General features: G+C 64.7%; 21 protein-coding genes. 6 read left to right on the forward strand and 15 right to left on the reverse strand.

Annotation, left to right across the window (positions count from 1 at the left end):
- The coding region (locus tag ACK4R0_RS13510; RefSeq protein WP_409674845.1) for a hypothetical protein at nt 1-213 on the reverse strand (213 nt) is incomplete at its 3' end.
- Entirely contained in the window at nt 206-1,270 is a 1,065-nt protein-coding gene (locus tag ACK4R0_RS13515) for a hypothetical protein (RefSeq protein ID WP_409674848.1), read from the reverse strand. The genes ACK4R0_RS13515 and ACK4R0_RS13510, both read right to left, overlap by 8 nt.
- 993 nt (nt 1,271-2,263) lie before the next feature.
- Between ACK4R0_RS13515 and ACK4R0_RS13520 the strand changes: the two genes are divergently transcribed.
- Nucleotides 2,264-3,940 (forward strand): thiamine pyrophosphate-binding protein, encoded by a 1,677-nt coding sequence (locus ACK4R0_RS13520; protein ID WP_409674851.1) that lies wholly within the window; start codon nt 2,264-2,266, stop codon nt 3,938-3,940.
- A gap of 252 nt (nt 3,941-4,192) precedes the next feature.
- Here ACK4R0_RS13520 and ACK4R0_RS13525 read toward each other — a convergent pair whose 3' ends face one another.
- Nucleotides 4,193-4,375 (reverse strand): CsbD family protein, encoded by a 183-nt coding sequence (locus tag ACK4R0_RS13525; RefSeq protein WP_409674854.1) that lies wholly within the window; start codon nt 4,373-4,375, stop codon nt 4,193-4,195.
- A 54-nt stretch (nt 4,376-4,429) separates the two neighbouring features.
- Nucleotides 4,430-4,858, reverse strand: a complete 429-nt coding sequence (locus ACK4R0_RS13530) for an EVE domain-containing protein (RefSeq protein WP_409674857.1) — start codon at nt 4,856-4,858, stop codon at nt 4,430-4,432.
- A 68-nt stretch (nt 4,859-4,926) separates the two neighbouring features.
- On the opposite strand from ACK4R0_RS13530, the gene ACK4R0_RS13535 reads away from it, so the two are divergent.
- Nucleotides 4,927-5,865, forward strand: coding sequence for an isopenicillin N synthase family dioxygenase (locus tag ACK4R0_RS13535; protein ID WP_409674860.1), 939 nt, complete (start codon nt 4,927-4,929; stop codon nt 5,863-5,865).
- 33 nt (nt 5,866-5,898) lie between these two features.
- Here ACK4R0_RS13535 and ACK4R0_RS13540 read toward each other — a convergent pair whose 3' ends face one another.
- Genes ACK4R0_RS13540 through ACK4R0_RS13585 form a run of 10 tightly spaced genes read right to left on the reverse strand, consistent with a single transcriptional unit; the run spans nt 5,899 to nt 18,723 of the window.
- Nucleotides 5,899-7,788 (reverse strand): XrtA/PEP-CTERM system amidotransferase, encoded by a 1,890-nt coding sequence (locus ACK4R0_RS13540; protein ID WP_409674863.1) that lies wholly within the window; start codon nt 7,786-7,788, stop codon nt 5,899-5,901.
- Nucleotides 7,789-7,792: 4 nt separating this feature from the next.
- Nucleotides 7,793-9,340 (reverse strand): exosortase A, encoded by a 1,548-nt coding sequence (xrtA, locus tag ACK4R0_RS13545; RefSeq protein WP_409674866.1) that lies wholly within the window; start codon nt 9,338-9,340, stop codon nt 7,793-7,795.
- A gap of 1 nt (nt 9,341) precedes the next feature.
- The gene (locus tag ACK4R0_RS13550; protein ID WP_409675069.1) at nt 9,342-10,568 is read right to left on the reverse strand and encodes a TIGR03087 family PEP-CTERM/XrtA system glycosyltransferase; all 1,227 of its coding nucleotides are present in this window, start codon (nt 10,566-10,568) and stop codon (nt 9,342-9,344) included.
- Nucleotides 10,565-11,659 (reverse strand): FemAB family XrtA/PEP-CTERM system-associated protein, encoded by a 1,095-nt coding sequence (locus tag ACK4R0_RS13555; protein ID WP_409674869.1) that lies wholly within the window; start codon nt 11,657-11,659, stop codon nt 10,565-10,567. The genes ACK4R0_RS13550 and ACK4R0_RS13555 overlap by 4 nt, the downstream gene beginning before the upstream one ends.
- Nucleotides 11,659-12,549, reverse strand: a complete 891-nt coding sequence (locus tag ACK4R0_RS13560; RefSeq protein ID WP_409674872.1) for an XrtA system polysaccharide deacetylase — start codon at nt 12,547-12,549, stop codon at nt 11,659-11,661. Before ACK4R0_RS13560 ends, ACK4R0_RS13555 begins: the two co-directional genes overlap by 1 nt.
- A gap of 41 nt (nt 12,550-12,590) precedes the next feature.
- On the reverse strand, nt 12,591-13,832 hold the full coding sequence (locus ACK4R0_RS13565; RefSeq protein ID WP_409674875.1) for an XrtA/PEP-CTERM system-associated ATPase: 1,242 nt from the start codon (nt 13,830-13,832) through the stop codon (nt 12,591-12,593).
- Between the two features lie 31 nt (nt 13,833-13,863).
- A complete protein-coding gene (locus tag ACK4R0_RS13570) occupies nt 13,864-15,501 on the reverse strand; it encodes a hypothetical protein (RefSeq protein WP_409674877.1) in 1,638 nt (545 codons plus the stop codon).
- Between the two features lie 41 nt (nt 15,502-15,542).
- The gene (locus tag ACK4R0_RS13575; RefSeq protein ID WP_409674880.1) at nt 15,543-16,499 is read right to left on the reverse strand and encodes an AAA family ATPase; all 957 of its coding nucleotides are present in this window, start codon (nt 16,497-16,499) and stop codon (nt 15,543-15,545) included.
- A gap of 14 nt (nt 16,500-16,513) precedes the next feature.
- Nucleotides 16,514-18,028 (reverse strand): XrtA system polysaccharide chain length determinant, encoded by a 1,515-nt coding sequence (locus tag ACK4R0_RS13580; protein ID WP_409674883.1) that lies wholly within the window; start codon nt 18,026-18,028, stop codon nt 16,514-16,516.
- A 50-nt stretch (nt 18,029-18,078) separates the two neighbouring features.
- Nucleotides 18,079-18,723 (reverse strand): XrtA/PEP-CTERM system exopolysaccharide export protein, encoded by a 645-nt coding sequence (locus ACK4R0_RS13585; protein ID WP_409674886.1) that lies wholly within the window; start codon nt 18,721-18,723, stop codon nt 18,079-18,081.
- A 582-nt stretch (nt 18,724-19,305) separates the two neighbouring features.
- On the opposite strand from ACK4R0_RS13585, the gene ACK4R0_RS13590 reads away from it, so the two are divergent.
- Together ACK4R0_RS13590 and ACK4R0_RS13595 are read left to right on the forward strand one after the other, a co-directional pair.
- Complete coding sequence (locus ACK4R0_RS13590) at nt 19,306-19,581, forward strand: hypothetical protein (protein WP_409674889.1); 276 nt, start codon at nt 19,306-19,308, stop codon at nt 19,579-19,581.
- Nucleotides 19,582-19,857: 276 nt separating this feature from the next.
- Complete coding sequence (locus ACK4R0_RS13595; protein ID WP_409674892.1) at nt 19,858-20,364, forward strand: hypothetical protein; 507 nt, start codon at nt 19,858-19,860, stop codon at nt 20,362-20,364.
- 90 nt (nt 20,365-20,454) lie between these two features.
- Here ACK4R0_RS13595 and ACK4R0_RS13600 read toward each other — a convergent pair whose 3' ends face one another.
- Entirely contained in the window at nt 20,455-21,867 is a 1,413-nt protein-coding gene (locus ACK4R0_RS13600; protein ID WP_409674895.1) for a dihydrolipoyl dehydrogenase family protein, read from the reverse strand.
- An 85-nt stretch (nt 21,868-21,952) separates the two neighbouring features.
- Here ACK4R0_RS13600 and ACK4R0_RS13605 point away from each other — a divergent pair, with 85 nt between their 5' ends.
- Nucleotides 21,953-23,005: a methyltransferase domain-containing protein gene (locus ACK4R0_RS13605; RefSeq protein WP_409674898.1), complete on the forward strand. Its 1,053-nt coding sequence runs from the start codon at nt 21,953-21,955 to the stop codon at nt 23,003-23,005.
- A gap of 253 nt (nt 23,006-23,258) precedes the next feature.
- Nucleotides 23,259-24,278, forward strand: coding sequence for an SDR family oxidoreductase (locus tag ACK4R0_RS13610; RefSeq protein WP_409674901.1), 1,020 nt, complete (start codon nt 23,259-23,261; stop codon nt 24,276-24,278).
- The last annotated feature ends 8 nt before the right edge of the window (nt 24,279-24,286 follow it).

The following is a 24,286-nucleotide window of genomic DNA, read 5'->3' on the forward strand; positions in this document are numbered from 1 at the left end:
GCCACGTGAATGGACTATGGCAAAGGCACAATTTGCCGTGATCTTCGGCGAACGTTTCATCAGGGCCATGTCGGCCTGATGGTCAACCGCCCGCCCACACACGAAAATCATGACAGTCCCGAACCGATCGCTTGCAGGCTCGCCGTTGTAGATGCAGTTCGGGTGAATTTGCCTGAAAAGCACTTCATCTGAGTCAGTTAACGGTTCAGCCACTTGCGCTAATCCGATCATCGAAAGCAGTCAGAAAAACCTCCCCGACGAAATTGAATTCTTTGGGCCCCAACTCCCCATCACCTTCAATCTCAACCCCATACATCTCCACGCTCCCGGTCGCGGAAAATTCCACCGAATAATCCCAATTCCCATGCTCAAAGTCGATCAGGATGCCACCGCCCTCGGTTGGATACAGGCGATATGCGGCGCAGAATGAGGTACGCTTAGTCAGGAATGCCTCAGCAGCGTGAAGTGCGTCATCTGTCACCTGCTTTCCTACCCCATTGTGCCATCCCGCTTCCAGAGATCGAAGTTCTTCTAAACGCTTCCGACAGGCTGATAATGCAGCACTAATTTCACTATCGACCACAGCTATATCGAGAACATCAGCTACCCTGCGGAAGCAGTCCTGACTATCAAGCTCGACAAGTAGTACGAACTGGACATCTTGCTCAAGATTTCCATCAAACTCTTCCTTAACTTGTATTGGATCGACCGGAATCGTAATATCACCATGCTCACTGGTGCGCACTGTAACACTGGCTTCTTCTTCACTTTTTATCTGAGTTCCGATTAACTTACCAATCCCTTCGAGACGGGTTTGGTAGGTTTCACGCGCGCCAGTGATCAACTGCTTACGCCGATGCGCGTCAAGTGAGACGACTTGACCATTTACCCTGTCAAGCAATTCGATTTTCTCATCATCGCGCAGTCCAGCACCAAAATGATTCAGTGCGCGAACCTTCTCAGAATTTAGCGCCGAGACTCTCCCAGAATGCCCGCCAATGAGAGCAACTACATCACTATATGCTGATTCAACAATTTCTTCGATTTCATCGGCAAAACCTGGAAGGTTAACTTGGCCGCTGTTTCGATGTCGATTCCACTCAAGTTTTGGAATAGCGCTGCCAGGTGCGATGTCGATCAGGTCGAAAGCAAGACTCTTATCAAACCCTTTTGGCACCCGTTCACGATCTTCGTGCCTACGACGCCACTCATCTTTCGCATATGAAACGAGAAGGTCCCGGAACGCCGGTAGATCAGACAGCACTTCCACGGGCAAGCGCGCATTTCGAAAACGGCTCCCTACGTAGTGCAGGCTAAATATCGTTAGCTCGTCCGGCATCGCATCCTCAATCAGCGAAATGGGTAGACCGGTAGGGCGGCCGACGGCAACCTTTTTTATGGCAACCTTCTGGTCACAAACTGGTTAACACTGCGACCATGGTTACCTCTGGTCGCTCATAAAGCACGAAGCAGCAGCGATGTGCCAGTCGACAACGGTATGCTGCTTCGGTGCAACTTGACATTTTCAACCATATCGGTTAATTTATCCCCGCCTCCGTACCAAATCTGCCCGGTGCGGACTCAAGGCATGTGCTTTCCCGGGATTGATCCGGGGGCGGCGGGTTGGGGGTGTGGGTGGGCTTTTCGCGAGAGCCCGGTATCCCAACGGACAAGCCGAACCCAGGCGGCAGACGGTCAGCTGTGCGGTAGCTTTGGATTTCCTTCCTCGCCGCACACCGGTTTTGTGCCGGGAGCCACCGAAAGCGCAAGATGGAAGGACCACCAGCCCTTGGCGGAATGAGGCTATGCCCCAAATCATCCGCCAGTCCGCCGCACGCGTCCGGTCTCGACCGGAGCCTAGGCCCGCCGCCTTTTCGCCTGCGTCGCGCGCGGTGTCGGGGTGCGTCTGGGAATCCAACAGCGTCTGTGCTCGCTGCCGTTCTCCGGCGGACGCCGGAGTCCAGAGGCCGGATTGCGATGCCATCGCCCTGGGTTCCGGCTTTCGCCGGAAAGCGGTACACACTCTTCCCCGTCATTCCCGCGCACGCGGGAATCCCGCTTTTTCGCTGGCGTTGGCGCAGAAGCGGGACCCCCGCGTTCGCGGGGGTGACGGTGAGGATATTCGCTGCCGTTGGCGCAGGGCTTCGACTGGATCACCGCCGCCCCGCAGTTGACAGCCCCTGCCCTCGCCCGTTAGCCGGTGGCCTCCCCAGCGAAGCGGGCGTATGACCCGGGCGCATATCGAGGCAAGAGGATCCGCCCCATGACCACCCCCTCCCCCACCGCCACCGCCACCCCCCGAACCGGCGGCCGCGTTCTGGTCGATCAGCTGGTGGCACAGGGTTGCGACCGGATCTTCACGGTGCCGGGCGAAAGCTTTCTTGCGGTGCTCGATGCGCTGCACGATGTGCCCGCGATCGAAACCATCGTCTGCCGTCAGGAGGGCGGGGTCGCGTTCATGGCGTGCGCCGATGGCACGATGACCGGGCGGCCCGGCGTCGCCTTCGTCACCCGCGGCCCGGGCGCGACCAACGCCAGCATCGGCGTGCACGTGGCGATGCAGGACAGCAAGCCGATGATCCTGTTCATCGGCGATGTGGATCGGGGAATGAGGGATCGCGAGGGCTTTCAGGAGGTCGATTTCCAGGCGATGTTCGCGCCGCTCGCCAAATGGGCCGCGCGGATCGACGATGCCGCGCGCATCCCCGAATATGTCGCGCGCGCGTATTCGGTCGCGATCTCGGGCCGCCCCGGCCCGGTGGTGCTCGCGCTGCCCGAGGACATGCTCAAGGACATGGTCGAGGTTGCCGATCGCCCCCGCGTCACCCGCCCGGTGCAGCCGGTGTGCCACAACGGCTTTGCGGTGCTGATGGAGATGCTCGAGGGCGCCAGCGCCCCGATCGCGATCATCGGCGGCGCGGACTGGAGCCCGGCGTCGCGCGCCAACTTCCAGGAGTTCGCCGAGCGGATCGGGCTGCCGGTCGCCTGCGCGTTTCGCCAGCAGGATGCGTTCGATAATGGCTCGCCGGTGTGGGCGGGCAACCTTGGCTATGGCCCCAACCCGAAGCTGGTGGCGCGGGTCAAAGCCGCCGACCTGATCCTCGCGGTCGGGGCGCGGCTGGGTGAGGCGACCACCGACGGCTATACGCTGATCACGCCCGAGCACCCCGGCCAGCTGCTGGTCCATATCCACCCCGACCCCAACGAGCTCGGCCGCGTCTACCGCACCGACCTGCCGCTGTGCGCCGACATGGACGAGTTCGCCGAGGCCGCTGCATTGTGGGACGAGGACGCGGTGCGGTTCGAGACCGGCGAGCAGGCGCATGCCGAGTGGCTCGCCTGGTCCGATCCGCAGCCCACCGGGGTGGCGCTCGACCTCGGCCAGTGCGTGCGCGCGATGCGCTTGGGCATGCCCGCCGATACCGTGATCTGCAACGGCGCGGGCAACTTCTCGGGCTGGTGGCACCGCTATTGGCACTACGGGCAAAAGCCCTCGCAGCTCGCGCCGACCGCAGGCGCGATGGGCTATGGCGTGCCTGCCGCGGTCGCCGCCGCGCTGCGCCTCAAGGACCGCAAGGTCGTCGCGATCGCGGGAGATGGCGATTTTCTGATGAACGGGCAGGAGCTGGCGACTGCGGTGCAATATGGCGCCGACCTGCTGGTGATCGTGATCGACAATGGCGCGTACGGCACCATCCGGATGCACCAGGAGCGCGAATATCCCGCGCGATTGTCCGCGACGACGCTCAAGAACCCCGATTTCGCCGCGCTCGCCCGCGCTTATGGTGGCTGGGCGGCGACGGTCGAGCGGACCGAGGATTTCGCGCCCGCGCTGGAGCAAGCGCTGAGCCAGCCGGGGCTCAAGCTGCTGCATCTGAAGACCGAGATCGAGAACATCGGCGCGAGCGGGGCTACGGTGAGCGGGCTGCGGGGGCGGTAGCCAATCCTTCTGCCAATGGGAGAAGGATACGCAGCCTTGTCGAGCGCAGCGAGGCTAGGCGGAGTTGGATGAGGGTGACGGGCGGCGACTCTGCACCCGCCTGCCCTCACCCAGCTTCGACTAATTCGCTGCGCTCATAAGTCTCCGCAACCCTCTCCCTGCACGGGAGAGGGAAGGCGAACACAAAAAAACCGGCCCCCTGCTAGCGGAGAGGGCCGGTTTTTCGTTTGATCAGATCAGATCAGGTAGGCGTCAGACCTTGTCGCCGAACGCACCCTTCACGTCACCCTTGAGGTTCTGCGCATCGCCCTTGAGCTGCTGCGCCTTGCCTTCGGTTTCAAGGCTCTTGTTATCGGTAGCGGCACCGATGCCTTCCTTGACCTTGCCAGCCAGATTGTTGCCGGCACCCTTGGCTTTGTCCTGAAATTCACCCATAATGATGCTCCTTCGTAATTGCGTGCCAGGGCGTCGCGCCCGGCTTCCCCCTACCTACGTCGGTGCATCCGATCCGTTCCCCGCCATCGACAAAACCTCCGCCCATTCGTCCGCGCTCAGTTGCGCGACCGACAGCCGCGACTGGCGCAGCATCGCCATGTCGCTGAGCGCGGGGCGTGCCTTCATCGCCTTGAGCGTCACCGGCTTCTTCAGCCGATGTACCGGCTTGACCTTGACCGCGACCCAGCGCCCGGTTTCGTCCTTGGGGTCGGGGAACGCTGCGGCGCTCACCTCCATCACCCCGACCGCCTCGAGCCCGGTGCGCGAGTGGTAGAACAGCGCCAGATCGCCGACCTGCATCGCCTTGAGGTTGTTCGATGCCTGCGCGTTGCGCACCCCGTCCCAGGTACCCTCGCCCGCCTTCACCAGATCGGCCCAGCCATATTCGTCGGGTTCCGATTTCATCAGCCAATATTGGGTCATGATTTTTTCCGCCAGCACGCCTACAGGGGGCCATTATCGTCACCCCCTCAGCTATTGCGGACCGCATCATGATACAACTGCCGATTCTCTCGCTCACCGATGAACCTGCCGATCTGGCGCGCAAGCTCGGCGACAGCTTTTCAACTTATGGTTTTGCGATGATCAAGGATCACGGGCTCGATCCGGCGCTGGTCCGCCAGGGCTGGGAGCAGACGGCGGCGTTCTTTGCGCTGCCCACCGAGGAGAAGCGGCGCTATTACGATGCGCAAGCCGGCGGCCAGCGCGGCTATACCCCGTTCGGCACCGAGATCGCCAAGGATGCCAAGGCGCACGATCTCAAGGAATTCTGGCATGTCGGGCGCGAGGTCGATCCCGCCAGCCCGATCGCACACACCATGCCGCACAATGTCTGGCCCGACCGGCCCGAGGGCTTCCGCGAGACGTTCGAGCCGCTGTTCGCCGAGTTCGACCGGGTGGGCAACATCATCCTGTCGCGGATCGCGGTGTATCTGGGGCTCGATGCCGACTGGTTTTTGCCTGCGGTGCACGAGGGCAATTCGATCCTGCGGCTGCTGCATTACCCGCCGATGGACGCTGCCCAAGGCGCCGAAGGCGCGATCCGCGCCGGCGCGCACGAGGATATCAACCTGATCACATTGCTGTTGGGCGCTGAAGAAGGCGGGCTCGAGGTGCTGGCGCGCGACGGATCGTGGATCGACATGCGTCCGCCTGAAGGTGCTCTGGTCGTCAATGTCGGCGACATGCTCCAGCGGCTGACCAACCACGCTTTGCCCTCGACCACGCACCGCGTGCGCAATCCCGCAGGCGACCGGGCGAAGTACAGCCGTTATTCGATGCCATTCTTCCTCCACCTGCGCTCGGACTTCCCGATCCGCACATTGGAAGGCTGCATCAGCGCGGACACGCCCAACCGGTATCCCGAGCCGATCCTGGCCGACGATTATCTGCGCCAGCGGCTGGTGGAAATCGGTCTGGTCAGGGCCTGAGCGGGGCGCTGACACTGGAGCTGCGACCGGGGATCAGAACACCCGGTCGAGCGCCTTGTCGAGCATCCACAACTGCCACAGCAGCCGCGCATTGTCGCTGCGCCCCATGATATGCGCCTCGGCGATCTCGCTCAGCTTTGCGGTGTTGAACCAGCCGCTGCGCGCAAGCGCCGAGCCCGTCGCGATGGCGCGTGTCTGCTCGGCCAAGGGCCCTCGGAACCACTGCGCGATCGGGCTGACAAAGCCCATCTTGGGCCGATAGAGAATATCGTCGGGCAAGGTGCCGCGCATCGCGCGCTTCATCAGCCACTTCCCCTGCCCGCCGCGCACCCGCATCGCATCGGGCAACGTCGCGGCGAACTCGATCAGCCGATAGTCGAGCAAGGGTTCGCGTGCCTCGAGGCTGACCGCCATGCTGGTGCGATCAACCTTGGTCAGGATGTCGCCGGGCAGCCACAATTTCATGTCGGCATATTGCGCAGCATCAAGCCCGGTGCGCGCAGGGGCAGCCTCCATCAGCGCGATCATGTGATCTTCGCCGCGATAACCGCCCAGCGCCGTGCGCTGGCTGTCCGAATAGAGCGCATGGCGCTGCGCGTACCCTGTGACGCCTACCGCATCGGTGTACCCTTCGGCGCCGGTCCGCGCGAGCGACAGCAGCGTCGACTTCGCGCGCAGCGGGCGCGGAGCCCAGTCGGCCTTGGGATACAGAGCGCCCAGCGCCCCGAACACCTGGCCGCGCAGACCTTGCGGCAACAGGTTGCGCACCCGTTCCTCGCCGTGGTGGAAGACATGGCGGCGGTATCCGGCGAAGGCCTCGTCGGCGCCATCGCCCGACAGCGCCACGGTGACGTTCTCGCGCGCCAGCTGGCACACGCGGAAGGTCGGCAGCATCGAGGCATCGGCGAAGGGCTCGTCGAACTGCGCCGCGACCTGATCGATGATCGCGATGTCGTCGGGCGAGACCATCCGGCTGCGGTGCTCGGTGGCGAAGCGTTCGGCGATGCGACGCGCGTAGTCGCTCTCGTCGAGCTCGGCGACATCGAAGCCGATGCTGCAGGTCTTGACCGCCTGGGTGCTGCGCTCGGCCATCAACGCGACCACGGTTGAACTATCGACGCCACCCGAAAGAAACGCGCCCAGCGGCACGTCGGCGATCATCCGCGATGCCACCGCCTGCCGCATATGGTGCATCAGCTCGGCCTCGAGATCGGCCACAGACCCGCGCGCGCGGCGCGAAAAATCGACGTCCCAGTACTGCACTGGCTCAGGCAGCGGCTTGCCGCGCTCGAGCATCAGATAATGGCCCGCAGGCAGCTTCTTCACCCCCGCGACAAAGCAGCGGTGATCGGGGACATAGCCGAACGCCAGATAGTCATCGACCGCCTGCGGATCGGGCGCGCGCCGAAGCGCCGGGTGCGCGAGCAGACCCTTGAGTTCGGACGCAAAGATCACGCTGCCATCGGGGAGCGGCGCATAATGCACCGGCTTCACCCCCAGCCGATCGCGCGCGATGAACAGTCGCTGGCTGCGCTGGTCGTGGATCGCAAACGCGAACATGCCGTTCAGCCGGTCGAGACAGCCCACGCCCCATTGCCGCCACGCGGCCAGGATCACCTCGGTGTCGCCCGAGGTGCGGAAATGGTGGCCCATCGCCGCCAGCTCGGCGCGGACCTCCTGGAAATTGTAGATCTCGCCGTTGAAGGTCAGCACACAGGCTTCGTCCTCGCTCAGCATCGGCTGCGCGCTGCCCTCAAGGTCGATGATCGACAGCCGCAAATGCCCGAGGCCGACGCCGGGCGCGGTCCAGCAGCCGTTGCCATCAGGCCCGCGGTGCAGCATCGCATCGGTCATCAACCGGATGCGCGCCGGATCGACCGGTTTGGCGGTCTCGAGATGGAAGATGCCGGCGATCCCGCACATGCGCTCAGCGCTCCGCCAGCACGGTATCGGCCAGCGCGCGCGGGCCGCCAGCATCGGCAAGCAGCGCGTCGATCGCCGGGCGCGCCGGTCCATTACCGCCGCGCTCGGCCGAAACGATCAGGATCATCGCGCTCTGGCTACGGCGCAGCAGGCGCGCCTTGAGCGACTCCAGCCGGATGCCCAGGTTGCTGCCAGTCTGGACATCGCCGATGCGGTAGAAGGTCGCGACATCGCGCACCACCCGGCCCGGCCCGGTGATGACATCGGCGCGGCCATCGGCGAGCTTCGGCCCCGCCTCGACCCAGGACCATTCGCCAGCCGGATCGAGCGCGCCCTGGCCGTATCCGGTGATCTCGCGGCCTTCGGACTGGCCGTCGTACAGCGCCGCAAACACATCGACCCGCCTGCCATCGCGGACATAGCTTGCGATCAATCTGCGGTTGCTGCCGTCGGCGCGCGGGGTCCATTCGGCGGTCGGCGCATAGGCCGTCCGCTGCCATCCTGCGATCTCGGGAAGCGTATCGCGCACAGGCAACGAGGCAGGCGCGGGCAATCCGGCGAGCGTCCAGCCAAGCGGCGCGGCGACCAGCAATGCAGCGCCGATCAGCACCGGGCGTGCGGGCGCACGACCCCTGCGAGATTGCACCGCCAGCCGGTCAGCCAGCGCGGGCTCGATAAACGGGTCGGTCACCTGCCGGTCGAAGAACCGCCAGCCCACCGCCATCACCAGAAGCAGAACGATCGCGAAGAACACCCAGCCGTAGAAGATGTGGTCGAACCCGGCGGCGAAATCGAGCCCGTGATGGTGCGCGATATAGATCGTCCCGAACGCGCGTACGCCGTTGGCGAGCACCGGCACGATAATCGCCACGGCAATGATCCCGATCCGGCGCGGCCAGCTCTTGAAGCAGACATTGGCGACCAGCACGCCATAGGCCAGCATCGCGATCAGGAACTTGACCCCCGAGCACGCCTCGGCGACGCGGAACAGCGCGGTCGGGGTGGAGATGAACACCCCTTCGATATGCGCGGGGATGCCCGTCATGCCGAGCAGCGCCATCGACATATCGGCGGTGATCACCTGAAGCTGCGGGACGATCTCCTCGCCCACCGGCACCAGGAAGAACGCATAGGCCAGCGGGAACAGCAGCGCCCTTGCCACCTGCGGCCCGAGCAAGGCCAGCGTGCTGCCCTGGAAGAACATGACGACCGCCAGATGTCGCGCCAGCGCGACGCCTGCCGCCTCGCCCAGCACCCAGCCCGCAGCAGCCGCAGCCATCACCACCAGCCCCGGCGCCCAGAGCGACGGCGTGATGCGCCTCAATTCCTCTGCGCGCTGCATCACCAGCCAGCCCAGGATGAACGGGATCAGCAATATGTGGTTGAAGGTGGAGCTGTCCCACCAGATCGTCACCATATCCGCCGCATCGCGCGCGAACACGATCAGGATCGCCGCCCAGGCGACGCCCAGCCGCATGAGCGCCGCGCGCCAGGTCGCAGTCAGCCCCGCAGGCTCGGGTTCCCGGAGTATGTCGGCGGCAATGCTGGCCATATCAGGCGGCGCTTTGCAGCGCATGGACCGGCGTGTCCAGCCACTGCATCAGCGGAGCGAGCAGCGCATCCCATTGATAGCATTCGAGCATATGGTCGCGGCCCGCCTGCCCCATGGCGGCGGCGCGGACAGGATCGGCGAGCAAGGCGTTGATCGCGGCGGCCATCGCCGCGTCATCTGCGCTCACCACGAAATGGCGGTCATGATCGGCGATGATTCCTTCTGCAGCAGCAGCCGATGCCACCACCGGGCGTGCCAGCGCCATCGCCTCGAGCACCTTGTTCTGGATGCCGCGCGCAATCCGCAAGGGGGCGACGACGACATCGGCCGAGGCGATCCACGGCCGGATATCATCGACCGCGCCCGCGACCTCGACACCCGGCAGGTGTGCGAGCGCACGCACCGCAGCAACCGGACTGCGCCCGACGATATGGAAGCACGCCTCTGGGTGCACGGCGCGAACCAGAGGCAGCACCGCGCGCGAAAAATGGACCACCGCGTCGACGTTGGGCGCGTAGTCCATCTGCCCGGTGAAAACGAGATGCGGACCCGGCCGACCGGCATAAGGCGCGGCGGCGACGTTGGCAGGATCGTACGACACCGTATCGACCCCGTTGCTGATGCCCTCGACGCGCACCGCAGGATCATTCAGCGTATCGCGGAACAGTTTGGCCTCTGCAGGGCTGACGAACAACGACAGGTCGGCACGGCGCGCGACCTTCTGTTCAAACGCACCGAGCAACCGCGCCTCGCGCGCATGGACCAGCTTCATCGGCCCGCTGGCAGCATCGGCATAAGCGGCGAATTTGGCCGAATCCATGTCGACGAAATCCATCACGACGCGCCCGGCAAACCCCTGCGGGATGAACTGCGCCATCTGGCTGGAATAGATGAAGATCGTGTCGATCGGCCGTGTCGCCAGCAGGCGCGCGATGTAATGGCCGATGTCAGGGCTTTCGAACGCCACCAGCGACACCGGCTTTCCCACCGCCAGCGCATTCAATCCCGCGCGCATGTTCGAGATCGTCCGGCGGACGAGGACATGGCTGGTCGCCACCCCGGCCAGTTCGACCTCGGCGGCCATATCGGCATCGGTCTCGCCGAAGGTTGCGACGTGCACAGGCCCGCGCGCCGCGATCGCGCGCAGCATCGCGTGCGAGCGGATCTTGTCACCCCGGTCGGGGGGAAACGGAATGCGGTGCGCAAGGAACAGCGTTTCGCCCATCAGCCCAGCCCGTTCGCGATCAGCGGTCCGAGCCGGTTGGCGATTGCAAGCGGCAGGCGCTGCCATAGCGCGATCTGCAACCGGTATTTGGGGCTCAGCGGATTGACGTCGCGCGGCGGCTGGCCATCGGCATTGCGGATGGCATAGCTCAATGGCGCGGGCTCGAAACCCCAGTTCTTCTTGAACGCAAACGCCCCGCTGCCGACCTTGGAGCGACCGAAATCGAAGCGGGTGCAGCCGCGCCGCCGGGCATGGTTCATCAACGCATAATACATGATGTCGTTGGCGCGAAGACCGCGCGCCGCCCACACGCCGCCGCCCCAGAAGGGCATCACGGTACCGCGATGATAGAGGTTGAGTACGCTCGCCACCGGCACATCGTCGTGCAGCACCGTCAGGATATCGGCATCGTCGCCCAGGCCATCGAGCACCGCCTCGAACAGCGCACGCGGGAACACCGGGGTGCCAAGGTTGCGCACGCTTGTCGCATACACCGCGTAATGCTGCTGCCGGTCGAGCGCGCTCGTGCCGGTGCGCACCACCAGATCGTTGGCCAGACCTTTTCGCACCTCGGCGCGCTGCTTGCGCGGGACCCATTCGAGCTGCTTCTGATCGGCCTCGGCGCTCTCGGGCACCAGATCGGCGATGAAGCCTGCGTGCGCGTTCGACTTGATCGTCCAGCGCGGATCATCGGGCAGCCAGCCGCCGCGCAATTCGAGAGTCGGCGCGCTGTAGCATTCGGCAAGCTGCCATGCGGCCTCGGCCAATGCCTGCGCACTGGCGCTATCGGCGGCGATGATGCCGCCATCGACGGCAAAGCCCGCCGACACCATCGCGCGGCCGAACAACGGCGAATGCACCGCGTGGAGCGGAAGATAGCCGGTCAGGTTGCCGGTGGTGTCCTCTGCAACCAGCGCGAGAAAATCATGGCCGGTCGAACGGGCAACAGCCTCGCCCCAGGCGATGCGATGGAACGCGGTGGCATCCTCGCGGCCTTCCAGCCATGCCGAAAGCCGTGCGCGATCCTGCGGGTCTGCGAGGTTTGTCAGACGCACCGAGGGCGCAGCGCACGTAGGTGGCGCGAAGTGCAGCATCACAGCCGCCCCGCCGCCAATGGCAGCGCGATCTCGTCGATCCGGCACCAGTGGAAATCGCGGGTCAACTGCTCGAGCTTGCCCGCCATCGCGCCCAATTGCGTATAATGCCGCACCCGCGATTTGAGCGGTGCGTCTGCAACAGGCGGCTGATCGGGATCGACCTCCCACGGGTGGAAATAGAAGATCGCGGGCTGCCCGTCGGTCCCGTTCACCCGGCGCAGCGCCCAGCGCGACAGCGCATAAGGCAGGATGCGGAAGAACCCGCCGCCGCCCGCGCCGAAACGTCGCTCGCCCAGCTCGACCGTGGTCACCGGCAGCTCGATCATGTCCGATCCCTCCACGGGATGAAACGCAAAGCGCGGCGCAGCGCGCCAGCCATAATGGTCGTGCGCGATCGGCGCGACGCTCGACGAATAGGCATAGCCCTGCTCGGCCAATATGGGATGTGCCCAAGGGGTGCGCTGGTCGATCGAGAAGCTCGGCGCGCGATAGCCCTTGATGGCGACGCCGCCCGCGTCCTCCAGCGCCTTGCGCGCGCGTTCGATATCGGCGCGGAACTGCTCGGGAGTCATCGTGAACACGCGGGTATGGTCCCAGCCATGGCTGGCGATCTCGTGCCCCTCGGCGATGATCCGGCGGATCAGCGCAGGGTAGCGATGCGCCACCCAGCCCAGGGTAAAGAACGTCGCCTTCACCCCGCAACGCGCGAACAGATCGAGCACCGCGCCGGTGTTCAGCTCCACCCGGCTGGCGATGCTGTCCCAGTCGACCTTGGCAATCGTGTTTTCGAAAGCGCCGACCTGAAAATACTCTTCGACATCCACGGACAGGCCGTTGACGATGGCGCGCGCATCGGTGCGATCGGATCCCAGCGATGCTTCGCGCACTTCAATCGGCTCCTGGCAAACGGCAGTAAAAGCTCAAAAGATCAGGCGGCGCGGCCCTTGGGCCACATGCCGGCGGATTCGTCTTCGACCCAGCCTACCAGCAAAGCGAGCACGCGGTGCAACGCCTTTTGCTGCTCGGCCTGCTGCTCCTCGAGCGCATGCACGCGGGCGAGCAAAGGCTCGAGATCGACCGTGGCGGCCTGGGGTTCGGATGGCGGCGCGGATTCGAGCGCCTGCACCCGGTCGAGCGCTGCCTGCAGCTCGTTGACCAGGAACTTGCGTTCGGTTTCCTGCTGCCCGGCAAAGGTGCGGACCTCGGCGACGAACTGGTTGAAATCGGCCTTGCTGACTTCGGGCTTGGCGGGAGCGGGAACCGGCGCCTGCGCCTGCGGTGCGGCAGAGGCGACATGCTCGGCATGGGTTGCAGCGCTGGCGAGCGCGGCCTCGTTGGCCCAGTCGTCATCGCTCATCGCATCGACCGCAAGGTCTGCAACCACCGCGCCGACCAGAGCGGCATCCACCGTCTCGCGGTTTTCCACCGCCGCCATCAGCAGCACCCGGTTGATCAGCATGTTGACCTTGCGCGGGATGCCATCGGTCTCGGCAAACAGTTTGCCCCACAGGTCCTCGGCAAAGGCCGGGCGACCCTGCCACCCGACCAGCTTCATCCGGTGCTCGACATAAGGCTGCACTTCGTGCCGCTCCATCGCGCCCAGATGATGGGTGGCGATGATCCGCTGGCGGAGCTGCTCGAGCCCCGGTGCACCCTGCACCATCGCGCGAAATTCGGGCTGGCCCAGCAGGAAAATCTGCAGCAGCGGGTGGCTGCCGAGCTGGAAGTTCGACAGCATCCGCAGCTCCTCGAGCGCGGGCAGCGGCAGGTTCTGCGATTCATCGACCACCAGCAGGCAGCGGCGTCCGGCGCGCGCCTCGGTGTGGAGGAAATGCTCGATCGCACCCAGCGTTCCGGTCTTGTCGAGGCCCGCAGTGGCCACGCCAAAGCTGCTCGCCACCATGTGCAGCAGGTCATCGCCCTTGAGCTGGGTGGTGACGATCTGCGCGGCAGTGAGCCGTGCGCTGTCGACCGTCTGCATCAGATGCGCAACCAGCGTCGACTTGCCCGCGCCGATCTCGCCGGTGATGATGATGAACCCCTCGCCCTGCGCCAGGCCATAGCCCAGATACGACATCGCCTTGCGGTGCGTCACGCTTTCGAAATAGAAGCGCGGATCGGGGGTCAGCTGGAACGGCCGTCCGGTGAGGCCATAATGGGTTTCGTACATGGGCTTGCCCCCTGATTTGACGTAAGTTGATTTACTGGAACGAATAGCGCAGCGCGACCAGCGCCGACGCGATCAGGCTGGTTTCGAAGCCCTTGGGATCGAAATAGTCCAGCCCCACTGCGACGCTGCCCGAAAAGCGGTTGGTGAAGTTGCGGAAATACGAGGCGTTGGTGCCGATGCCCAATACGTCCGAGCCTGCACCGATGAACGTCTGGCCCGGGCCGTTCTCCAGATACGTGACATAGACCGTGCCGTTGAGGCTGGAACGCGCGTCGAGCTGCTTGGAACCGACATAATTGGCGAACCAGATTTCGTCGATCGTCTGGTCGAAGCCTGCCAGCACCCCGGAATCGGCCGCGAAGAACTTGCGGCGGCTGTAGCCCGCGCCAAGGCCATGCGTCCAGCTGCCGCTGGTCAGGCTGAGCTGGCCGGTGACGCCGCGCGTGCGGAAGAACGAAGAGGCGACCGACTGCAGCGAATCGTTGAGGCAGCCGCTGCCCGATCCGCCGAACACGCACGAATTGAGATCGCCGCTGAGCGGGTTGCGCGTGGCATCGAACTGCGTCGGCAATCCGGCGAGATTGTCGGTGAGCCGCGACCCGAAGCCCGCGACCAGATCGTACACCGTCAGGTTCGCCGCCAGCCGCTGGCTGGGGGTGTAGGTGAACGACCCGTAATAGGTCATGCTGTCATAGCGCTGGCCGACCCGCGCCTCGAGCGAGGTGCGGCGGCTTGGCCGCCACAGCACGCCGACATCCCAGATCAGACCGTCCTGATCGTACGACAGCAGCCGCGGCGAATTCCTGTCGGTGACGAAACGGCCGTCGTTGCCGATCAGCGGATTGCCAGCACCATCGCGCACCGCGTCGCGCTCGGAAATCTCGATGTCCTCATAGCCCACGCCACCGACCAGCGCCAAGGTCGGGCTGACCGGAACGGTGATGTCGGCGCGGACGATCTTGTCCTCGAAACGCTGGTCGAGCTGGCTGGCATCCTCGCGGTAATAGCCGCCGCTGACCGACCAGCCGATCGGCAGGAACCCACCGGGCTGCTGGCCGATCGCCAGGCTGGCGGCGTGGTTGATGCTGTCGTCGAACAGGTCGATCGGCTGCTGTCCCGCCGGCAGGGTCACGTTACCCGATTCCACCTTGGTGTAGCCGATGCGATACAGCGCGTTGACGTCGACCGTGCCGACCTGCGTCGCGAGCGTCGGTCCGGCGTAGAGCGAATAGATCTGCGTGACGTTGTCCGATCCGCCGATCAGGTTGCTGGGCGCAGCGCCCGCGCCATCGATCCGCGATCGGGCACCCAGTGCGCCCGCCTCGATTGACAGCGTGTTGGGGATGAGCTGCACATTGGCGCGCGCGATCCCGCTGATCGCGTCCTGATCGCCGAAATCGTCGTTCCATGAGAAGCGCCGTTCATAGCGGACGCTGACCTGCGCCTCGGTGCGCGCGGTCTGCACGACGGCATCGACGCCGACAGCTGCGAGGCTGTAGGTGAGCAGATCGCCGCCGTTCTTGATATCGGCGCTGATCACCTGGCCGACTTCCAGATACGGCACGACCACCGAGCGCTGGCGGCCCGATCCGCTATCGCCGCCGCCCTGCTGCGCGTGCGCGACCTGCGGCATCGCGGCGAGCGCGACCGCCAGCGCAGTGAGCGGCAAGCTTCGCCTGGCGTTCCTGAAAGCAGACCATCCACCCATGGTCATTCTCCATATCCATAATAGGATCCGAAGCTGCGGCCAGAGGGGGAGAACTTCACCCCGTTGAGCAGCAGCTGAATCTGATTGCAGTCCGAAATCAGCCCCAGCGCATCCTTGAGCGCGCGTTCGCTGGTCACATCGGCGCGCACCACCAGCAGCGCGTGGCCGACATGCTGGGCAAGCGTTGCGGCAGGCGATGCGGCGAGCAATGGCGGCGAATCGAAGATCACGATCCGGCCCGGATGGCCTTCGGTGAGGCGCGCGAGCACCTCCAGCGTCCGCGCCGAGGCGAGATATTCACTATCGGTGTTGGTCTGGCGTCCGGCGGGCAGCACCGAAAGCCCGCGAATGTCGGTCGGGATGATGCAGTCCTCGACCGCGACATCGGGATCGGCGAGCGCATCCATCAGCCCGCGCTGCCCCTCGATCCCGAGCGACGACAGGATGCTGGGCTTGGCGAAATCGGCATCGACCAGCAGCACGTCATGGTCCTGTTCGGTGGCGATCGACAAAGCGAGGTTGATCGCGCTGTAGGTCTTGCCCTCGTTGGGCTGTGCCGAGCAGATCAGGATCCGCTGCGCCGCAGGCCCGAGGCCTGCATTGGCCTCTGCCTGGATGCTGGCGAGCAGGCGGCGTTTGATGATGCGGAACTCTTCGGAGATGCTCGTCACCGGGCCATCGGGCACGATGAACGCGCGCTCGCGCATCTGGTCGCGATCGATCGCCGCCACCGGCAGCGTGAAGGCGGCGCGCGGGCGCACCGGCGCTGCAGGACGCGCTGCGACCGGCGCTGCAGCAGGCGCTGCAGGCGCAGGCGTCTTGGCCGCCGGAGCATCGGGCAGCTGGGGGCCGGGCTGGTTGAGGCCCTTGCGGAAATCGTACATGTCCGCCGCACGCTCGATCAGCGAGGGCGTGGCCGAGGGCTTGTCGGGAGAACGGATCGGGTCGTGCATGGTCATGTCTTTCTTGCCCCTCACACCACCGAACCGCGCTGGATGAACTCGATCACCAGCAGCAGCACGAAAACGCCGACCAGCGCGCCGCCCGATCCCAGATACATCCGCAGCTTGCGCTTGCGTTCGTCACGCTGGGCCTGGGTCAGCATCTGCGAGATCGATCCGATCACCTGCAGCCCGCTGGCGGCTTCAAGCTTGGCTGCGGTGGGGTAGCTGGCGCTGAGCTGGCCGAGCGCGAACGCCCCGCCGATGCCGCCTGCGATCCCTGCGAGCAGCACCGCCACCAGCAGCAGCGGACGGTTGGGCGCGATCGGGGTGCGCGGGCTCGACGGCGGGGTGATCAGGTCGAAGCGGACCGCATCGGTCTGCGTCTCGACCTGCCCGCGCAGCTTCACTTGCTCGCGGTCGGCGAGAAGCTTGTCGTACTGGGTCTTGAGCACTTCATAATCGCGCGCGATCCGTGCCTGCTCGGCTGCGACCCCGGGCTCCTGGATCTGCTTGGCGACCATCGCGTTCATCTCGGCCTGCAGCGCAGCCTTGCGCGACTGCAGCGCGGAAACGGCGGCCTGCCGCTCGGCCTTCATGCTGATCAGCGAGCTGTAGGCGGGGTTGGAGACGCCGTAGCTGGTGCTCGCGCCGGCGCCTGCCGCACGCAAGGCCGTGATCTGGTTCTGCATCGCCACCACATCGGGATGCTGGTCGGTCAGGCCGCGCGCCTTCATTCCGGCGAGTTCGCCCTGTGCCTGCGCGAGCGGGTTGGCCGCACCGCCTGTACCACCCGCGATCGTCTGCGGCGTGCCCGCAATCTGGCCGTTGATCGCAGCGAGTGCGCTTTGCGCGGCGATCAGCTGCGAATCGATCTGGTTGATCTCGACCCGGCCCGATTCCAGTCGCTGGCTGACCGATCCGACTCCCGGCAGCATGCCCAGGTTTTCGGTCTCGAACCGCACCCGCTTCTGCTCGGCGATCTCGAGGTCCTTCTGCCGCTTGGCGAGCTGTTCATCAAGGAAACGCAGCGTGTCGCTGGTCTCGCCGCGTCCGCCAGCCAGGTTCTCCTCGACGAAAATGTCGATCAGCTTCTGCACGACATCGCGCGCCAGCGTCGCGGCCTCGCCATCGGAGCGGCCGCCTGCGGACATCGTCGCGGAAATCTCGAACAGATTGTTCTGCTCGGACTTGATCTTGATTGCGGTGCGCAGGCCGTTCACCGCCCCCTCGATCTCGCGCGGGGTCACCAGGTTCTTGCCCATGTCGGTGCCGCGCACGACCTTTTCGAGGTTGGCGGCCGAAGTCAGCGTCTGCTCCACGGTGTCGATCTGCTTCTGCCGCTCGACCGCGCTGATGCCGGTGTTGTCGGGCAGGATCGCCTTGGTCTGGACGAACAGCTGGGCCTGCGATTCATAGGTGTTGGGGATCAATGCGACCGCCAGCCAGCCGAGCACGCAAATGCCCCAGGCGATGGCCATCGCCAGCCAGCGGCGTTGCCACACGCTGTGGACTGCGATCCTGAATTCTTCGTAGAGGCCAGTCATCGGTCAGGCTTTTCTTTCACTTATGGCGGTCGGTGCGGCGTTCAGGCCGGTCAAAACATGCTTTCCGGAATGATGATCACATCGCCCGGCTGCAGCAGCACGTTGGCCCGGCTGTCGCCTCGCTTGATAAGGTCGCCCAGCTTGATGGGGTATTCCTGCTGACGTCCAGATACCTTGTCGAAGCGTACCAATTTGGCGCGGTTGCCAGCGGCGAACTCCGACAGGCCGCCGACCGCGATCATCGCGTCAAGCAGCGTCATGTTGGCGCGATAGGGGATCGATGCGGGCTTTTCGGTCGCGCCGACGATGCGCACCTGCTGCGAGAAGGTGCCGGCAAAGGTGTTGACGATCACCGAGACGATCGGCTCCTGGATGAACTGCGACAGCTGCAGCTTGATGTCTTCGGCCAGCATCGTGGGCGTCTTGCCGACTGCGGGCATATCGGTGATCAGCGGCGTGGTGATGCGACCATCGGGGCGCACCTGCACCTTCGCGCCCAGCTCGGGATTGCGCCACACGAACACGGTCAGCTCGTCGAGCGGGCCGATGATATATTCCTCGCCCGGACCATCGGACAGCGAGACGAACGATGCCGGAGGCAGCTGCGGCCCGCTGGCGCTCGAGGCGCAACCTGCAACCAGTGCAGTTGCAGCCAAGGCCGCGATTCCCAATTTCAACAGACGGAACAATCCCATGTCAGCACCTTTTTCGTCCACCGGCGACTCCGCCGCCTGCCCCCTGCTGACAGCAGGAAATGCGGACCGGGTTCGCGCAGATTGGCATCAGCTATGACGAAAAAGGGTGAACATAGCGTTAGTGCTTGATGGGGGGGCGTTTTTACATTGGGGGTTTGATCGGCGGGGCGCTGGCGTGTTGCGCATTGAGCAGTCGCGCCAGCGCGGCGGACGCTCCACCCCAAAAGCTCCCCTGCTAAGGCAGGGGCCCATCTCCCAACCGCAGCGCTGGACGCAAGCCAACCGAACGAACCCCCTACCACCCCCGCTCAGCCTGAGCCTGTCGAAGGCCCCGCGCCACAGTTCCCTCACTATCACCGTCATTCCCGCGAACGCGGGAATACCGCTTGTTCTCCACCCTTCGTAAAGAGAGCGGGACCCCCGCGTGCGCGGGGGTGACGGGTACCTTGAACGAACCTCAGCGCGGGGCCTTCGACAAGCTCAGGCTGAGCGGAGGGGGTTCGGATTAAACCGAGTTATACCAAGTCTGGCGTACCCCATGCGCCCCATTGCATCCCAATCACATCAGACTAGAATACCCGCATGAACGTCACAGCTTTGATGATATACGGCGCTCTGGCTGGAACTGTATTCGGGCTCATTTTCGGGACCCGACCCATAGGCTGGCTCTCGTTGTTGCTTGTGCCGCTCGGTGCCATTTTCTACATCAATTGGTGGCAGGCCCAACACCCAGAAAACCTGCGATCCACCAGTGCGCTGGACTATATTTTCATCACGCCCATCCCTTTGGCGTCGGCGTTGGTGATGTATGGCGCAATATTCTTCACGCGAATGTGGCTCGAAACGCGCCAGCGCTAGCTCTGCTAGCCCCCAACCACCCCCGCTCAGCCTGAGCTTGTCGGAGGCCACGCGCCATGCCCTCCCAAAACACAACGTTCTCCGACGAAAGCCGGAGCCCAGAGGCGGGATAGCACTTCGCCCGCCCTGGATTCCGGCTTTCGCCGGAAAACGGTGAGGCAAGATCGCGAACCTTAGCGCGAGGCCTTCGACAAGCTCAGGCTGAGCGGAGGGGGTGGCGGCTTTTGAACCGTTGAGAAAAAAACCTGCCGTTCAGGAAACGACCCCGTTTCAGACGTGCCCGATCAATGGTACGCTGTCGCCGTGATGCCAAAAGCAATTCTCTTCGCCGCTGCCGCGATGCTCACGTTGCCCGGACCCGCATTTGCGCTCTGCTCCTATCGGGGTGAACTCTATGCGCAGACCACGCTCGACCAAGAGTACGACGACGCGCCTTTTGTCGTCCGAGCTCGGGTGCTCTCCGCGTCGGATTGGCAACGAGCCGAGGAGCGCGGGACGGTTTATCAACTAGAGGTCGTCCAGTATTTCAAAGGCTCTCTGCCCCAGACGTTCTTGTTCTCGACAGAGCGCAATAGCGGCGGCTTCTATCTCGACCGTGGAACGAAGCCGGACATTGGCGGTGAGTATCTGTTGTTTCTGACCCATGGTTCTCGGACGACATCAACACCGGCACAAGGCGCACGTGCGTTCGCAATCAACTACAGTTGCGGCCAATCACGACGATGGGATGAGATTTCACGGCAGGATAGGACGAGATTGGCTGATCTATCAGGTCGATCTTGAGAGTCCGCAATCCACCCAACTGCTGCCGTCCGCGCGTTAGAGCCCGACACCTGAAACCGGACGCTTCTTACCCCGGCGCGCCCGAGCCCATCACCCCCGCCGCCGCGCCAGTAACCGCGCCCAGCCCCGCGACCACTTGTTGAACACCTTGCCCTCATCCGAAGCGAACGCCGCCGCCTTGATATGCTCCGACCGGTTGGGATAGGGCACGATCAGGCTGGCGACGCCGAAGGTCGAGGATTTGCCCGCGATCATCATCGCGATCGGCAGGATCAGGTCGCCCGCGCCGCGTCCGACGACGGTGCCGCCGATGACCTTGCTGCCCTTCTTGACCAGCTTGACGAAACCGGTGACCTCGCGCTCGGTCACCGCGCGGTCGTTGTGGTCGAAGTCCTCGCGCCAGACGGTGATCTTGTCGCCGTGCACCTTGCGCGCCTCGTCCTCGGTCATGCCGACCTGCGCGAGTTCCGGGTCGGTATAGGTGACCCATGGCAGCGCGGAATAATTGGCCTTGGTCGGCACCCCCAGGCTGATCTCGAGCGCGACATTGCCGCCCTCGTATCCGCTGGCATGCGTGAAGCGGGGACCCTCGCGGCAGTCACCGATCGCATAGATGTGCTTGGCACTCGTCCGCCGCCGGGCATCGACGAGGATGCCTTTCTTGTCGTGCTTGACGCCTGCGACTTCCAGCCCCAGCCCGTCGAAGTTCACCTCGCGCCCGGTCGCGATCAGCAGGTGCGTGCCGGTGATCGTGCGACCGTCCTTGAGCGTGAGCACCAGCCCTTGGTCCGCCTTCGCGACCGCATCGGCCTCGGCATCGTGGATAAGCTCGATCCCCTCGCCCGTCAGCCGGTCAATGACGATCTTTGCGGCATCAGCATCATCCTTGGGGAACGGACGCCCCTTGGTGGCGACCACGACTTCCGAGCCCAACCGCCGGAACGCCTGCGCCATCTCCATGCCGATCGGCCCGCCGCCCAGCACGATCAGCCGCTGCGGCAGCTCGGTCAGGTCCCAGACGTTATGGTTGGTGAGATAAGGCACCGCATCCAGCCCCTTGATCGGCGGGACATAGGCGCGGCTGCCCACAGCGATGACGATACGCGGCGCGGTGTAGGTCGTGCCATTGACGACAACGCTCTTGGGTCCAGTAAACGTCGCATCGCCGCGCACCACCTCCACGCCCATGCCCTCGAAGCGTTCGACGCTGTCGTGCGGCTCGATCGTCTTGATCGCCTGATGCACCGCAGCGTGCACCGCGCGGAAATCGACGACCGGCTCGACCGAGGCCATACCGAATTCGGCGGCGTTGCGCATGTCGTGCGCGCGGTGCGCGGCGGAAATCAAGGCCTTGCTGGGGACGCAGCCGGTGTTGAGGCAATCGCCCCCCATCGGTCCGCGCTCGATCAGCAGCGGCTTCAATCCGAACATCGCCAGCCCGCCCGAGCAGACCAGCCCGGCAGACCCCGCCCCGATGACGATCGCGTCGTGTGAATATGTCATAGACCCCGTTTCGGTGAAACAATGCGGCTGGTTACGGCGAATTCTTGTCGCTAGACCATGTGCGCCAGATCAGAGGGAATCCAGCATGAATCTTGAAAATTCGCGCGATTATTACGGCCGGGTGCTGTCTGAATCGGCAGACCTGCGCACCGATGCGTGCACCACATCGGAACGCCCGCCGATCGCGGTGATCAGGGCGCTGGCCAATGTCCATCCCGACGTGAAGGCGCGTTACTACGGCTGCGGGCTGATCGCACCCTCGGCGATTGCCGGCGCGCGGATCCTCGATCTGGGCTCGGGATCGGGCCAGGACGCCTATATCCTCGCGCAACTGGTCGGCGAGCACGGCGAGGTCGTCGGGGTCGATGCCACCCCCGAGCAGCTTGCCATCGCCAACGCGCACCTCGAATGGCACCGCGAGACCTTCGGCTATGCCAAGTCAAACGTCCGCTTCGTCGAGGGCGATATCGAGAAGCTCGACGAACTCGATCTGGAACCCGGCAGCTTCGACATCATCGTCTCGAACTGCGTGATCAATCTGGTGGGCGACAAGGCCAAAGTGTTCGCCGATGCGCACCGGCTGCTCAAGCCCGGCGGCGAGATGTATTTCTCCGACGTCTATTCGAGCCGGCGGGTGCCGCTGCATCTGCTGACCGATCCGGTGCTCCACGGCGAGTGCCTGTCGGGCGCGCTCTATTGGGGCGATTTCCTCAAGCTGTCCAAGGCCGCCGGTTTTACCGACCCACGCCTCGTCAAGGACCGCCCTTTGGGCATCGGCGATCCGCGCATCGCTCAGATGCTCAACGGGATCGATTTTTACTCTGCCACTTACCGATTGTTCAAGCTCGATGATCTCGAGCCCGAGTGCGAGGATTATGGCCAGGCGGTGGTATACCTCGGCACCGTCGAGGGCGAGGAGCGGGTGTTCACGCTCGACAAGCACCATCTGATCGAGCGCGGGCGGATCTTCCCGATCTGCGGCAACAGCTGGAAGATGCTGTCCGACACCCGCTTTGCCGAGCACTTCCAGTTCATCGGCGATTTCTCGACACATTACGGTGTGTTTGCAGGGTGCGGCGGCGGGCTGCCTTATGCGCAGAGCACGGGCGAGGACGGTGATCTGGTGGGATGTTGTTGAGCGCGCTGCGGTTTCCCGGTTTGCTCCACACCCCCGCTCAGCCTGAGCCTGTCGAAGGCCCCGCGCGAGGGTTCCGTGTCAATGTCCGTCATTCCCGCGCACGCGGGAATCCCGCTTCTTCTTTCGCGCGGCGCACAAGCGGGACCCCCGCCTTCGCGGGGGTGACGAGGAAGGTGGCCGGACCGGATGCGCGCGGCCTTCGACAGGCTCAGGCTGAGCGGAGGGGGTTAATGCTCCTGCAAGCGGGGCAATCATGCACGTCTTCCTGACCGGCGCGACAGGTCTCGTTGGTGGCGCGTTGGCGGGAGCGTTGCTCGATGCCGGGCACCGCGTCACCGCATTGGTGCGGGGCGAAGGGCGCGATGTGCTCGACATGGGTTCGCGCGACCGGATCGGCGAGATCGCGGTGCTGCAGGGCGATGTCGCGCTCCCCTCCTTCGGGCTGGCCAAGCCGCCCCACGGCGTCGACCTGCTGATCCACTGCGCCGCGACCGTCGACTTCGCCGCCGCCGACGCGGTGCACGAAGCGGTCAATGTCGGCGGCACAGCACACGCCATCGCCCTCGCGCAGGCCTGGCGCTGCCCGCTGCTCCATGTCTCGACCGCCTATGTCTGCGGCCGCGCCGATGGCGATATCGCCGAGGTGGCCGCCGACCCCGCAGCCGAATTCACCAACGGCTACGAGGCCAGCAAGGCCCGCGCCGAAGCCCTGGTCGAGGCGGCGCGCGCGCAAGGCTTGGTCGCCGCGATCGCGCGCCCCGCGATCATCGTCGGTCGGTTGAGCGATGGCGCGATTGCGCGGATCGATGGTTTCCACCACCTGTTCCGGCTGTTCGGATCGCCGTTGCTGGGTGCGGTCCCCGCCGCGCCAGACGCCGCGTTTGCCATCGTGCCGATCTGCCATGTGACCGCCGGATTGATGGCAATGGCGCAGGATATCGCCGCGTTCGATGGCCGCTATGTGCATCTGGCCGGCGCCGCTCCGTTCGCGATGGCGGACATGCTGCGGATCGTCAGCGACTATCCGGGCACGGTGCCTGCGACGATGATCACCCCGGCAGAGTATGAAGCGGGCGAGCGCGACCGGCGCACCGCGATGGTCCACCGGCGGATCGGTCCGCAGTTCTTCGACTATTTCGTCCGCAGCCCGCGGTTTTCGGGGGAGGCTTTGCAGGAGGTCGCCGCCATCGCGCCGCCGATGGTGGATGAGCCTGCGTTCAAGCGGATGATCGATCACTGCATCCGGGCCGGGTTTCTCGACTGGAAGCCATAGTTCGTTCT

Source organism: Blastomonas sp., assembly GCF_046294995.1.
In the GTDB taxonomy this organism is placed as follows: domain Bacteria; phylum Pseudomonadota; class Alphaproteobacteria; order Sphingomonadales; family Sphingomonadaceae; genus Blastomonas.